Source organism: Dactylosporangium sp. NPDC051485 (assembly GCF_040682015.1).
Classification (GTDB): Bacteria; Actinomycetota; Actinomycetes; order Mycobacteriales; family Micromonosporaceae; genus Dactylosporangium.
In genome coordinates, this window is record NZ_JBFAZW010000076.1 from 1 (window position 1) to 13390 (window position 13390).

At 73.8% G+C, this 13390-nt stretch carries 13 protein-coding genes and 1 pseudogene; 5 read left to right on the plus strand and 9 right to left on the minus strand.

The genetic code is table 11. The annotated features are described in order from the left end of the window. Positions 1-346: 346 nt before the first annotated feature. Complete coding sequence (gene fdhD / locus AB0M46_RS34545; protein WP_363343052.1) at positions 347-1192, minus strand: formate dehydrogenase accessory sulfurtransferase FdhD; 846 nt, start codon at positions 1190-1192, stop codon at positions 347-349. Positions 1193-1725: 533 nt separating this feature from the next. On the opposite strand from fdhD, the pseudogene AB0M46_RS34550 reads away from it, so the two are divergent. The 3 genes and pseudogenes from AB0M46_RS34550 to AB0M46_RS34560 form a co-directional block, all read left to right on the plus strand. Next, a pseudogene (locus AB0M46_RS34550) lies at positions 1726-1962 on the plus strand (NTP transferase domain-containing protein); the annotation flags it as partial. A 309-nt stretch (positions 1963-2271) separates the two neighbouring features. After that, the gene (locus AB0M46_RS34555) at positions 2272-2799 is read left to right on the plus strand and encodes a DUF6457 domain-containing protein (RefSeq protein ID WP_363343140.1); all 528 of its coding nucleotides are present in this window, start codon (positions 2272-2274) and stop codon (positions 2797-2799) included. Positions 2800-2908: 109 nt separating this feature from the next. Further along, the gene (locus AB0M46_RS34560; RefSeq protein WP_363343054.1) at positions 2909-4006 is read left to right on the plus strand and encodes a hypothetical protein; all 1098 of its coding nucleotides are present in this window, start codon (positions 2909-2911) and stop codon (positions 4004-4006) included. A 4-nt stretch (positions 4007-4010) separates the two neighbouring features. On the opposite strand, the gene AB0M46_RS34565 is transcribed toward AB0M46_RS34560, so the two are convergent. After that, complete coding sequence (locus AB0M46_RS34565) at positions 4011-5861, minus strand: beta-propeller domain-containing protein (RefSeq protein ID WP_363343056.1); 1851 nt, start codon at positions 5859-5861, stop codon at positions 4011-4013. A gap of 1 nt (position 5862) precedes the next feature. Next, positions 5863-6354, minus strand: a complete 492-nt coding sequence (locus AB0M46_RS34570) for an Lrp/AsnC family transcriptional regulator (RefSeq protein WP_363343058.1) — start codon at positions 6352-6354, stop codon at positions 5863-5865. Positions 6355-6414: 60 nt separating this feature from the next. Here AB0M46_RS34570 and ddaH point away from each other — a divergent pair, with 60 nt between their 5' ends. Beyond that, positions 6415-7224, plus strand: coding sequence for a dimethylargininase (gene ddaH / locus AB0M46_RS34575; protein ID WP_363343060.1), 810 nt, complete (start codon positions 6415-6417; stop codon positions 7222-7224). A gap of 94 nt (positions 7225-7318) precedes the next feature. Here ddaH and AB0M46_RS34580 read toward each other — a convergent pair whose 3' ends face one another. The 6 genes from AB0M46_RS34580 to AB0M46_RS34605 all read right to left on the minus strand — a co-directional run bounded on the left by AB0M46_RS34580 (position 7319) and on the right by AB0M46_RS34605 (position 12018). Beyond that, positions 7319-7804: a hypothetical protein gene (locus AB0M46_RS34580; protein ID WP_363343062.1), complete on the minus strand. Its 486-nt coding sequence runs from the start codon at positions 7802-7804 to the stop codon at positions 7319-7321. Between the two features lie 36 nt (positions 7805-7840). Continuing rightward, on the minus strand, positions 7841-8470 hold the full coding sequence (locus AB0M46_RS34585) for a hypothetical protein (RefSeq protein ID WP_363343064.1): 630 nt from the start codon (positions 8468-8470) through the stop codon (positions 7841-7843). 9 nt (positions 8471-8479) lie between these two features. Then, positions 8480-9838, minus strand: coding sequence for a HAMP domain-containing sensor histidine kinase (locus tag AB0M46_RS34590; RefSeq protein ID WP_363343066.1), 1359 nt, complete (start codon positions 9836-9838; stop codon positions 8480-8482). Then, positions 9831-10517, minus strand: coding sequence for a response regulator transcription factor (locus AB0M46_RS34595; RefSeq protein ID WP_363343068.1), 687 nt, complete (start codon positions 10515-10517; stop codon positions 9831-9833). The genes AB0M46_RS34590 and AB0M46_RS34595 overlap by 8 nt, the downstream gene beginning before the upstream one ends. A 138-nt stretch (positions 10518-10655) precedes the next feature. Beyond that, a complete protein-coding gene (locus AB0M46_RS34600) occupies positions 10656-11141 on the minus strand; it encodes a hypothetical protein (protein ID WP_363343070.1) in 486 nt (161 codons plus the stop codon). A gap of 310 nt (positions 11142-11451) precedes the next feature. Next, entirely contained in the window at positions 11452-12018 is a 567-nt protein-coding gene (locus AB0M46_RS34605) for a hypothetical protein (protein WP_363343072.1), read from the minus strand. Positions 12019-12197: 179 nt separating this feature from the next. On the opposite strand from AB0M46_RS34605, the gene AB0M46_RS34610 reads away from it, so the two are divergent. After that, positions 12198-13382, plus strand: coding sequence for an HlyD family efflux transporter periplasmic adaptor subunit (locus AB0M46_RS34610; RefSeq protein ID WP_363343074.1), 1185 nt, complete (start codon positions 12198-12200; stop codon positions 13380-13382). Positions 13383-13390: the final 8 nt, after the last annotated feature.

Sequence of the window (13390 nt, forward strand, 5' to 3'; positions counted from 1 at the left end):
GCCGCGAGGCCTCGAACCGTCCGGCTTCCGCGCTCGGCCCCGGCGGCGGCCCGTCGGAGCAGGCCGGCCCCGAGCGGCCGGGAACTGCCGGCCGCGCCGAGCGTCGGCGGAGGCGGTGAGCCCGTAGGGCCGAGGCGGTCGGCGGGCGGGGGTTGGTTGCGGCCGGGAGCGCCCGGCCGCGCCAAGCGTCGCCGTCAGCGGGGGCGGTGAGCGTATAGGTCCGAGGCGGCGGGCGGGGTGGCCCCGGGGCTCCCCGCCGCGCCGAGCGGTGGGCGGGTGGTTGGCCGGGGGCTCCCCGCCGCGTCGAGCGTTGGCCGAGGCGGGCGAGCGCCTAGGTCCGAGGCGGTCAGTGGGCGAGGGTGGTTGCGGCGGGGATGCCCTGGACGCGGTGGGGCCCGGCGTAGACGTTGAACGTCGGGCCGCGCAGGAAGCCGACCAGGGTGAGCCCGGCCTCGGCGGCCAGGTCGACGGCGAGCGTGCTCGGCGCCGACACGGCCGCGAGGATCGGCAGCCCCGCCATCCACGCCTTCTGGCAGAGCTCGAAGCTGGCCCGGCCGCTGACCATGAGTACGTGGCCGGCCAGCGGAAGGCGGCGCTCGCGCACGGCCCAGCCGATGACCTTGTCGACCGCGTTGTGCCGGCCGACGTCCTCGCGCAGGCAGACCAGCTCGCCGTCGGCGGTGAACAGGCCGGCCGCGTGCAGGCCGCCGGTGACGTCGAAGGCCCGCTGGCGCCGCCGGAGGGCGTCGGGCAGGCCGGCCAGGACGGCGGGCGCGACGGTGACCGGGTCGGCGGCGACGTCGAAGGCCGACCGGGTGCGTACGGCGTCGATGCTCGCCTTGCCGCACACGCCGCACGAGGAGGTGGTGTAGAAGTTCCGGGCCGCCACGCCGGCCTCGGGCGTGGGCACGGCGGGGTCGAGCCGGACGTCGACCACGTTGTACGAGTTGGGCTCCTCGTCGCCGGAGCACAGCTTCGCCGTGCGCACGTCGCCGGCGCCCCGGATGACGCCCTCGGTGAGCAGGAACCCCACGGCGAGGTCGAGGTCGTCGCCGGGGGTGCGCATGGTGACCGCGAGCGGGGCGCCCCCGACGCGGATCTCGAGCGGCTCCTCGGCGGCGAGGGTGTCGGGCCCGACCCGCGCCTCGACCTCCGGCGCGCCGCCCGGGCCCGCGGCGGGACGGACGTCCACGGCGGCCGCGTTCCCGCCGGCGGCCCGCCCGCCGTTGGCACCTGCCTGCCCGACGGGCGCCTGCGATGGAGGGGCTGCGCTGCGTGGTGCCGGGCCGTTCGGTGCGCCGGGCGTCGGGGATGGCGCGGCCGCGCTGGGCGGTGCTGGGCGGATCGTGGCACCGGCCTGGGCCGTTGCGCCTGCCTGTGCGCGGGGCCCCTGCGACGGCGAGGCTGGGCCGTTCCCGCCGCCATTGCGGGCCGTCGCGTCTGCCTGCGCGCCGGGCGTCGGGGATGGCGAGGCGGCGATGTGCGGTGCTGGGCCGTTCCCGTCGCCGGCCCAGGTCGGTGAGGGCGGCGGTCCTGGGGGTCCGGCCGCCGTGCCGGACATTTCGGACTTGCCGGAATCCGGCGGGCGGACGGCGACGCGGACGATCGTGCGGCGCTGTGTGACGCGGCCCATGGGGGCGCCCTTCTGCCGGAGCGTTCCTGGTTCTCGGTTGACGGTAGGTTCTGGATGTGGGAAACGGCCACCTGGAACCGGGACTGGCAGCGGTGATTCTCGCGGGCGGGCGGGCTACCCGCCTCGGCGGGCGGGACAAGCCGATGGTCAGCGTCGGCGGGGTGCCGATGCTCCAGCGGGTGCTCGCCGCGGTCGCCGAGGCCGGGGCCGCGCCGGTCGTCGTGGTCGGGCCGGACCGGGAGGGACTGCCGGGCCACGTCCTGGTCGCGCGGGAGGAGCCGCCCGGAGGTGGGCCGGTGGCGGCCGTCGCGGCCGGCCTGGCGGCGCTGACGAAGCCAAGCCCAGAGCCGCGGCCAAGCCCAGAGCCGCAGCCAAGGCCAGAGCCGCAGCCAAGGCCGGAGCCGCAGCCAAGGCCGGAGCCGAGGCCGGAAACAGAGCCGGGAACGAAAACGAAGCCGGGGCCGTGGCCGGGAATGGAGCCGTGGCCGGGAATGGAGCCGTGGCCGGGAATGGAGCCGAGACCGGGGACGGAGCCGAGGCCGGGGACGGAGCCGAGGCCGGGGACGGAGCCGAGGCCGGGGGCGGAAACGGAGCCGGAGACGGGGCCGGGGCCGGAGGCAGAGCCAAGGCCGCGGCTCGTGGTGCTGCTCGCGGCAGACCTGCCGCTGATCACCGGGGAGGCCGTCTCGGCGCTGGCCCGCGCCGTGGGGGACAAGGACGGCGCCGTGTTCGTCGACGAGGACGGGCAAAGGCAGCTGCTGTGCGGTGCGTGGCGGGTCGAGGCGTTGGCCAGGGCCGTGCGCGGGATCGGGGAGCCGACCGGAGGGTCGGTCCGCCGGCTCGTGGCCGGGCTGGATGTGCGGGAAGTGCGGTGGGAGCGGGATCGGCCGCCCTACTTCGACTGTGATACCGAGGAGGATCTGCGGGCCGTGAACGAAGACGTGTTGGGGCAGTGGCTCGGCGAGGCGGCCGCGGCGCTCGGGGTGGAGGCGCCCAGCCGGGAGGAGCGGGCGGCGGTGCTCGATCTGGCCCGCGACGTGGCGCACAACGTGGCCCGGCCCGGGGCGCCGTTGACCGCCTTCCTGCTGGGTGTGGCCGTCGGGCGCGGGGTCGAGGCCCAGGAGGCGGCGCAGCTGCTGAGCCGGCTGGCCACGCGGGCGGAGTGAGGCCACGGCGACAGCCGGCGAACGAAAGCCGTCGGAAAGATGCCAGCCACCCGGTCCGGGTGAACGATCGCCTCTGGATAGGGTGAGGGCGGGGGATAGGGAGGCGATCATGGCTGGTGAGCGGGACGACGCCGCGTCGTTTGAGAGCGCGCTGTTCGACGACGAGGACCCCGTGGGCGGCAACCTGAAGGAGAAGGTCGCCGAGGCGTGGCGGGACTTCGCGCGGCACCTGGTCACGGCCTTGCGGGAGCTGGGCAACGGGACCACGCTCGACCTCACGCTCGACCCCACGGCGTCGGGGACCGGCGACGCCGTGTACTCGATCCAGGTCACCGGCGAGGACGGGGACCAGCTGGCGGCCACGGCGGTGAGCAACGCCGACCTGCCGGCCGCGTATCGGCTCGACCGGACCGTCATCGCGGAGATCGTGGCGCTCGGATGGGCGCCGCCCGGGGTGGTGGCCGGGTCCGGGGAGTCCTTCGGCCTGCGGGTCGGCAAGAGCGAGGCGGCGCAGCTGAGCCGGCTGATCATGCGGACGCTCCGGGACATCTACGGCGCGCCGCACCCCGCCTTCCTGACGTACCTTGCGCACGATGTGGAGGGGCGGGTCGCGCCCGTGCCGGCGCTGGGGGTGGCGCGGTCGCTCGCGTCGATCGTGGAGACCGACGGTGACGGGGTCGTCGCCGTGGTGCGCGCCGGGGGCGCCGGGAGCCTGGCCGGGGCGGCCGAGCAGACCGAGGACCTGCCGCTGTACGACAAGGTGACGACGGTCGTGGCGCGGCTCATGAAGACCACGCCCGAGGAGCTGCCGATCGATCCCGACGGGGACATCGGCATCCGGTCCGGCTCGGCGATGGTGTTCGTGCGGGTGCGCGACAACCCGCCGCTCGTCGACGTGTTCTCGCCGATCCTCACCGAGGTGGAGCCGACCGAGCAGCTGTACGTCAAGCTGTCCGAGCTCACCAACCGCATGCCGATCGGGCGCCTGTACTGCACCAACGACACCGTCTGGGCCAGCGTCCCGGTGTTCGGCCGCGACTTCCAGGCCACCCACCTGATGCTCGCCGTGCAGGTGATGACCGGGCTCGCCGACGAGCTCGACGACCGCCTCCACGGGGAGTTCGGCGGCAAGCGCTTCTTTGGCGAGGGCGACAAGCCAAAGCCGGCGATCGCCGGCGAGAGCGAGCGCACCGGGATGTACCTCTAGAAGCTCAGAACGGCAGGTAGGCCTGCACGGCCAGCGTCGACGCGTCGTTGGCCTGCAGGCCCTCGGCCGACTGCGTCCAGAGCGTGTCGCCGATGATGAGCGAGCGCTCGATTGGCGCCGGCTGCGTGATCGCGCCGGCCTGCGTGACCGCCTTGTCCCGCACCGACAGGACGAGGGCCGACGATCCGTCCTGACGATGCATCGGTACGACGAGCAGCCCCGACCTCGCCCAGAAGAGGAACGCGTGCGGGTCGAACTCGGCCGGTGACGACCCGCCCGGGACCTGGAACTGGGCGAGGCGGGCCGGGCTCGCCATGTCGTGCACGTCGAAGAGCGACACCTGCAGGCCCTGGACCCGGCCCTGCGCGTTGGCCTCCTGCCCGACGCCGATGAGGCGGCCGTCCCCAGCGGGGTGCAGGTACGCGGAGTAGCCGGTGATCTTCAGCTCGCCCATGACCCGCGGGGCCGACGGGTTCGACAGGTCCAGGGTGTACAGCGGGTCGGTCTGGCGGAACGTGACGACGTAGCCCGCGCTGCCGATGAACCGCACCGAGTAGATCCGCTCGCCCTTGCCCAGGCCGCCGACCCTGCCGGCCTCGGTCAGTGCGCCGCCGCGCTGCTGCAGGACGTACACGGTGCTCGTGGCGTTCGACTCGGTCGTGGCCACGCGCAGCCGGCCGTCCCACTCCGACAGCGAGTACTGGTTGAGCAGCCAGCCCGGCACCTCGCCGGCGGCGACGTAGCGCGGCTTCGCGGCGCCGGCCAGCGCGAACTTGAACAGCTGGGTGCGCTGCGGCACGGCCGGGCCGCCGGCCCGCTTGGCCTGCGGGGCGACCGTGCGCCAGCGCTGGTCGTTGCCGACGTACAGGCTCGGGCCGTTGGCGTAGACGATGTCGCCGTCGGCCGCGATCGCGACCGGGTCGCCGGAGCCGAGCGCCGGGGCGGCCAGGTCGAAGGTGGCGATCGTGAGCAGGGACGCGCCCGAGTACGTGTCCGGCAGGCGCACCGAACCGCAGTCGAGCCGGCCCTCGGTGCTGTTGCCGGCCGCGTCGACCGACGTCCACCGCGGCAGCCAGGCGGAGATCGGGGCGGCGGCCACGGCAGCGCGGTTGGCGGCGAGCCGCTGCTCATCGTCGCGGGTCCGGGTTGCCGCCGGGTCGGGGAACGCGATGCGCGGGGCCGAGCGCACGACGACCCGGGCCACGCTGCCGATCTGGCGGGCGTCGACCAGGGCGCCGTCCAGGTGGTAGCGCCCGGCGATCGTCGGGGCGCCGGCGAGGTCGACGAGGGTGAGCATCGGGCCGCCGCGCTGCGGGTCGGAGTAGTCGTAGCCGAGCACCAGCGCGCGGTCGCCGGACAGCAGCAGCTCGGTGGCCGAGACCCCGCGCCTGCCGGTGTCGGCGACGGCCAGCTTGCCGGTCACCTTGCGCGACGCGGCGTCGACCACGGTGAGCGCGCCGGCCGGGGAGAGCGCCACGATCCGCTTGCCGTCGGTCTTGACCTGGTCGGGCTCGTCGACGCCGGCCTCGTGGGTGTTGGTGCCGCTGTACTGCGTCTGCGTCGACTCGCGCGCGTCGGTCCGCGCCTCGGCCTCGGGGAAGCCTCCCTTGGCCAGGGCGCCGCTGTTGAGGGTGTGGATGCCGCCGGGCAGGTTGTCCAGGCCCCACGGGGTGACCGCCTCCCGCGTGGCCTCGCGCAGGCCGGCGAGCAGGTCGTCGCACGAGTCGTACGCGGCCAGGCGCAGCGCCGGGGCCGGCCCGTCCGGCAGGGACGGCTCGCTGTGGTGCGGCTGCTGCGCCGTACAGCCGGAAAGGAACAGGCAGGCGGCACTCAGGGTGACGGCGGCTCGGCGCATGTCAGTGGGACGGCGGCGGCGCCGGGGCGGTTCCCAGATCTTCCATGATCTTCGGCGCGAGCGTCTCCACCAGCCGGGACAGCACGATCATGCTGCGCGTCGAGGTGACGAAGGGCTCGGCCCGCAGCCGCTCCAGGGCCTCCTCCAGGCCGGCCATGTCCATCGCGCGCAGGTGCACGAGGGCGTCGGCCTCGCCGGAGATCGTGTAGGCGCCGACGACGGCCGGGTGGCGCTTGGCCGCGGCCCGGAGCTGCTGCGGCGAGGTGCGGCCCGTGCAGAACAGCTCCACGAACGCCTCGGTGGTCCAGCCGACCGCGCCCGGGTCGATGAGGGCCGTGTAGCCGCGGATAACACCGCTGGATCGAAGCCGGTCGACGCGGCGCTTGACCGCCGGGGCCGACAGCGCCACCCGCTCGCCGATCTCTGCATACGATGAGCGGGCGTCCTCCTGCAGCAACGCAATGATTCGCTGGTCGATCGGGTCGAGGCGCAACGTTTCCCTCCTCGAAAGCAACTTTTCTCGCTGTTTTGTCTAACACACGCTCTCTACCGTTTGATCGTGACCCGGTCGTACCTCATGTCGCCGCCCGAGCATTTCGTGGTGGAGTACGCGATCAATCCCTGGATGGACACCAGCGCCCCGGTGGACACCGAGCTGGCCGTGAAGCAGTGGGAGGGCCTGCGGGAGACGCTGGTCCGCCTCGGTCACGAGGTCCAGGTGCTCGCGCCGGAGATCGGGCTGCCGGACATGGTCTACGCGGCCAACGGCGCGTTCTCGGTGGGCGGCGTCGTCTACGGCGCGCGGTTCAAGTACCCGCAGCGCTCGGCCGAGGCCGCGGCGCACCGGCGGTTCTACGACAATCTCGGGTGGCGGTACGTCCTGCCGTCACACACCAACGAGGGTGAGGGCGACTTCACCTACCTGCCCGAGGCGCACGGCGGGCTGGTCCTGGCCGGGCACGGCTTCCGGACCGAGACCGCGGCGCACGCCGAGGCGCAGGAGGCGCTGGGCCGGCCGGTGGTGTCGCTGCGGCTCGTCGACCCGCGCATGTACCACCTCGACGTGGCGCTCCAGCCGATCAGCGACGACAACGTCGTGTACTACCCGGGGGCGTTCTCGGAGGCCTCGCAGCGGGTGCTGCGGCAGCTCTTCCCGGCGGCGATCCTGGCGACGGAGCAGGACGCGCTCGCGTTCGGGCTCAACCTGGTGTCCGACGGGCGCAACGTGGTGCTCAGCTCGGAGGCGACCGCGCTGGCCGCCCGGCTGCGGGAGGCCGGGTACGTGCCGGTGCCCGTCGAACTCATGGAGCTCAAGAAGGGCGGCGGCAGCGTGAAGTGCTGCGTTGCCGAGTTGCGCGCCTGAAGGAGTGTTCCACGTGGAACACGAGTGATGTCCGATAAAGGGAAGTACATCCGATAAGTCCGGCCCCGTGAGGCGCCGGACTTATCGCGTTTCATCAAGATGGCTGGTTCATCGGGGTCGCGGACTGGACCACGACCCACTTGGCCGTGAACGTGCCGTTGGCCGGGCTGGGTGACGCGTTCGTGGCCGCGGCGGTGCCCGCCACGGTCACCTGGACCCCCGCCTTCAGGGCGTTGGGCTGCAGGGTGTGCCGCTGGTCGTAGACCCGCACGTTGTTGTCCAGGGTCCACGACCGGGTGTAGCCGTCGGACGACTGGACGGTCAGCGATGTCGGCGTCAGCTTGGTCGCCGCGCCCCGCTGCAGCGCGACCCGGATCGGGCCCTTGGTCGTTTGGACGAGCCCCTCGCCGTGCAGCACGCCCGAGAGCATGTCGTGGCCCTGGCCGGGGGACTCGGTCGTCCCGGGCGCCGGGGTGGCGGGCTGGGGGCTGGGCTGGGCGTTTGCGGCAAGCGGTGGCAGGCCGCCGGCGACCACCAGGGCCGCCGCAGTGCATATCAAGCCTATTCGCGAGCGTCTCATTGGGATACCTCCTCGCCAATCGGGCCAAACCGCCGATTACCTCGGATCCCGCACCGCAAACTTGACATATGGGGTGCCCAGTGCGCGGAAGGCGTCGCCGGGGCGCTCGTGGCCGTCGGTCGAGTGGCCCAGGGCGTCGGCCGGGTCCTGGCACATGAGCACGTGCGAGGCCTGGGCGCCCAGCGCCGCGACGGGCCAGAAGAGCAGGTGGACGAGCAGGCCCAGCACCTTGATGGCCAGCACGTCGCCGACGCCGCGGCCGGTGTACTCGTGGCGGTACCAACTGAGCACGAGGCGCCAGTAGGGCTGCTCGTCGACGCGGACGCCGTCGCGGTCGACGACCGGGCCGCGCCGGTAGCCGATCCGGCGCACGATCACCGCGATGGCCTTGAGGTTGAGCAGGCGGCGCACCGGGACGGACAGCACGGTGACCACGCCGCCGATCCACCAGCCGGGCTGGTCGAGCCGCGTCAGCAGCAGGAACAGCGCGACGTGCAGGGCCGCCAGCGGCAGCGCGACCCAGCGCAGCGCCACGCCCGTGGTGAGGATGCCGACGGGGTCCTCATCGACCCGGCGCAGCCGCCGCCAGAAGAGCACCTGCATCAGCAGGATGCCCAGCGCCGCGCCGGCGCCGGCGAGCCCGAGCACGACCCACCAGGTATGCATAGACAAGCATCATGACACGGTCCGCAGTGGGAACGTCACGGTGAATCGCGCCCCGCCCTCGGGGGCGTGGCCCGCCTCGATGCGCGCGCCCAGCCGGCGTGCCAGCCGGGCCGCCAGGGCCAGCCCGAGGCCGCTGCCGACCTTGCGCACGCCCTGGTAGCGCCGCGACAACGCGCCCCGCTCGAAGGCCACGGCGAGATCTTCGTCGGTGAAGCCGGGCCCGCCGTCGCGCACCTCGAGCCGGGCCTCCGGCACGTTCACGTACAGCGCCAGGACCAGCGGCGCGCCGGACGGCACGACCCGCAGCGCGTTCTCCAGCAGCCCGTCGATGATCTGGCGGATCCGGCCCGGGTCGGTGACCACGGGCACGGCGAAGGGCGGCAGCTCGGTGCGCAGCACCAGCCCGGCCGCGGCCACCCGCCCGCCCCACGCCTCCGCGGCCTTGGCCAGCAGCTGCGTCAGGTCCACGTCGAGCATCTCGATCGGCAGGTCGGCCGCCTCGAGCCGGGCCAGCACCAGCAGGTCGGCGATGAGCCGGTCGAGCCGCTCGGCCTCGTCGAGCACCGTCCGGCCGGCCCGCTGCGCGCCCTCCGCGCCGACCACCCCGTCGGCGAGGGCCTCGGCGTAGCCGCGGATCGTGGTCAGCGGTGTGCGCAGCTCGTGCGAGACCGACAGCAGGAACTCCCGCTCCCGCCCCTCGCTGGTGGCCAGCGCCGCGGTGAGCCCGTTGACCGCGTGCGCGAGTTCCGCGACCTCCGCCGGCCCGTCCGGCGACAGCGTGACGCTCCGGTCCCCGGCGCCGAGCCGCTTGGCCGCCGCCGCGACGCCGCGGATCGGCCGCGAGATGCGCCGCGCCAGCAGCGGCCCGGCGATCAGCCCGGCGGCCAGGCCGGCGAGCAGCGCCACCCAGAGCTGGCCGAAGAAGCGCGCGAAGGTACCGCTCGGAGGCGGCTCGGTCACCACGAACCCGTTGCCGTCCTTGCCGATCGCCCGCCCGACGACCATCCGCAGGGCGCCGGCGACCGTGCGGCGGCTCGCCTTGACGTTCTGGCCGCCGGCGATGGTCCTTACGACCGGCGGCGGCAGCCCGGGGCGGTCGGGCTGGCCGGCCCGGATGAGGTACACGTCGATGTTGCGGGCCGCGAGGCGCTTGGCGACGACCTCCTCGTCGCCCGGGTTGCGGGTCGTGCTGAGCTTCGGCCGCAGGAGCTCGGTCAGCAGCGTGGCGTCGTCCTCCAGCCGCTGCTGGGCGGCATCGTTGTCGCGGGTCAGGGTGAGCGGCGCGCCGACCGCGGCGGTGACCACGACCGCCACGACCGCCACGACGCAGGTGACGAGCGCGGTGCGGGCGGCGAGGGACCTAAGCATCGGCGGTGTACCCGACGCCGCGCACGGTCCGGATCACCGCGGCGGCGTCGCCGAGCTTGCCGCGCACCTGGGCGACGTGCACGTCGACGGTGCGGGTGCCGCTGTGCGCGGCGTACCCCCAGACCGAACCCAGCAGCTCCTCCCGCGTGAACACCCGGCCGGGCCGCCCCATGAGGTGGGCCAGCAGGGAGAACTCGGTCGAGGTCAGGCTGACCGGGTGGCCGCCGGCCCGGCACTCGCGCCGCGCGGGGTCCAGCGTGATCGGCCCGACCGTGCGCACCTGCCCGACGTCGGGCGGGCCCTGGGTGCGCCGCAGCACCGCCTTGACCCGGGAGACCAGCTCGCGCGGGCTGAAGGGCTTGGTGACGTAGTCGTCGCCGCCCAGCTCGAGCCCGAGGATCCGGTCGACCTCGTCGTCGCGGGCGGTCAGGAACAGCACCGGCGTCCAGTCGCCGGCCTCGCGCAGCCTCCGGCAGATCTCGGTGCCGTCCATCCCGGGCAGCGCGATGTCGAGCACGCACGCGACGGGCCGCAGCTTGCGGGCGGCGGCGAGCCCGGCGTCGCCGTCGTGCTCGACGTGCACGCCGAAGCCGTCGCGGGCGAGGTACATGCGCAGCAGGTCGGCGATCGGCTTCTCGTCCTCGACGACGAGCACCAGCCCTTTGCCCTGGTCCACCACCGTCCCATTCTCGCCGTCCAGGGGCGGCGCCGATGTTCGGAGGATGTTTGGGAATCGCACCGGGCGGAAATCCACACAGCGATCGGCCCACCCGCCCGCGGCAGCCAGCGCCCGCGTGCGGATGGGCCGATCCGGCGATCAGGCGAGGCGCAGTTCGGCAACGGCGGCGACCGGGGCCGGCCGGGCGATCGGGCGGGCCGGCTCGATGACCCCCCACGGGGTGCGGAATGCCTGCTTGAGGGCCTCGTCGAGGCGCCACATCTCGGCGGTACTGCCGAGGCGCACCCAGAAGTTCTCCCGTACCCCGTCGATCGCGGTCAGCCCGAGCTGGATGCCGGCGCGGTCGGGCTCGGGTGTCCAGGTGACGTCGGCGACCTGGTGCAGTTCGGCGTTGAGGTGCAGGCGCACCCGGCGCAGCAGCCCGGTCTCGGTGGTTACCACCAGCCGGCTGCGGGTCAGCATCAGCACGTCGCGCCGCCCGCACCGCGCGAGCACGGCGACCGCGTCGCGGTCCCCGGCGCAGCGGCGCAGCACCCCGACGTGGCGCGCGATCGTGCCGCGCGGCAGCTTGGCCAGCGCCGTGGCCGGCAGGAACGTCCGGGAAAAGGAGTCCAGCGCTTCCATACCGTGGGCAACGACCCGCCCCGCGCAGCGACACGCGATTCCGGCGCCGATCTCGCGGCCGCGGCTTCCGAACACTCCCACAATGTCCGGATGTGCCGTGTTGCGACCGCAAGATCGGCGCACAGTGGGTGCGACGCCGACGCACCCCCGAATGAAGCGTGTCACGCGCGGGCGGCGCCGCGGTGGTGCCGGATCGGCCCGCCCGAGCGGGCGCCGGGCGCAGTGACCCGCCGAATCGATCGGCGGATCCGGCGTCCGCTCGGGCGGGAGCCGTGCCGCGGGCCCGTGGAGAGGCCGGGCCCCCGGAGGTTCAGCTCGCCGACGGGCGCGGACTCGGCTTGAGCGGGGCGCAGGCCTGCACCGCCGCGGCGACCTTGGCGTCCGTGGTGTCCAGCTGATCGGTCGGGCCGGTGATGGTGAGGCCGTGCTCGGTCAGGCAGTTGCGGTACGCCGCGTCGCGTCCGCCGCCGCCGTTGCGGTTCCCGCCGCCGGAGAAGCCGGTCGGGCGCAGCGCCTCGCACGCCTTCTGGGCCTTCTCCCAGGTCTGCTGGTCGACGCCGCTCGGGGCCACCGAGCCGAAGAAGCCACCACCGCCCGGGCCGCCGCCGCGGAAGCCGCCGTTGCCCGAGGGACGGGGCTCGCCGGACGGGCGGGGCTCGCCCGACGGGCGGGCGAAGCCGGAGGGGCGCGCGGTCGGGCGGTTCGACGGGTTGAACTGCGGCAGGTCGACGCCGTTGTTGCGCAGGCACGACGCGTAGTCGGTGCCGCCCGAGGCGCCGGCGGCGGCCGGGGCCTTGTCGTCGGAGGAGCCGCAGGCGGCGGCGAAGAAGGCCACCGCGGCGAGCGCGATCGCGGCGCCGCCGATCCGCTTGTTCATCACCCGTGTGATGCAACGGCGCGAACCTCGACGCCCGGTCGACCGAACCTCAAAATTGCGTCACAACCGCACGGGGGGCTTCGCCACGGTATGCGGGGATTCGCCGGGCACCCCGGCTCTCAGGGAACTTTGAGGTCCGGCCTAGGTAGCCGGGAGGAGCAGCGGCTGAACTACTGACCATGAAGGTCTGGTGGCTGGCGGGAGGCGCCGCCGTGCTCGTCGCGGCCGCGGCCGTGACCACGGTCGTGCTGACCGGCGACGACAAGCCGGCTCCGGTGAAGGTCTCCACCGTGAAGGTGGCCCGCGGCCAGGTGGGCACCACGGTGTCCGCCTCCGGCACGATACAGGCGCAGGCGAGCCGCAGCCTCGGGTTCAGCACGTCGGGCACCCTCACGGAGCTCGACGTCAAGGCCGGCGACGTGGTCCAGCCGGGCGCGGTGCTGGCCAAGATCGACGCGTCGTCCGCGCAGGACTCGGTCGACCAGGCCACCGAGAACGTCTCCAACGCCCAAGACTCGCTGAGCAAGGCCGAGACCGCCCACGACACGGCGCTGGCCACCCCGACCGCCAACCCGACCCCGACGACCGGCACCACCCACGGCACGACGACGGGCAGTGGCACGACGGGCGGTGGCACGACGGGTAGTGGCACGACGGGTAGTGGCACGACCGGCGGTGGCACCCAGGGCGGCCAGAGCGGCACCCAGGGCGGGCAGAGCGGCGGGCAGGGCGGCACCCAGAACCGGGCCAACCAGATCCAGCAGACCAGCGACAACCTGATGAACGCCCAGCAGCGGCTCAACAACGCCAAGCTCAGCCTCACCCAGGCCCAGGCCAAGCTGGCCGGGACGGTCATCACGGCGCCGGTCGGCGGCAAGATCCTCGCGGTCAACGGCTCGGTCGGCAGCCAGGCCGGCTCCAGCGTCATCACGCTGGCCGGCACCGGCGACGTGGTGGTCAAGGCGCAGTTCACCGAGGCCGAGGTGGCCCACCTCAAGGTCGGCCAGGCCACGAAGATCACGATGCCGGACAGCGCCAGCCCGAAGTACGACGGCAAGGTCATGCAGATCGATCCGGCCGGCACGGTGTCGAACCGCCTGGTGCGATACGCCGCCCTGATCTCCTTCGACAAGGTTCCCGATACCCTCCTGTACGGCCAGAGCGCTACTGTCGCGGTAGTCACCGCGTCCGTGGACAACGTCCTGTCGGTGCCCTCCACCGCCGTGCACGACGGCACGGTGACGGTGCGGGTCAACGGCAAGGACGAGCGGCGGGCGGTCGAGATCGGCCTGCGCGGCGACGTCAACACCGAGATCAAGAGCGGACTTGCCGAGGGCGACGAGATCGTGGCGGCGGGTCAGTGACGATGGAG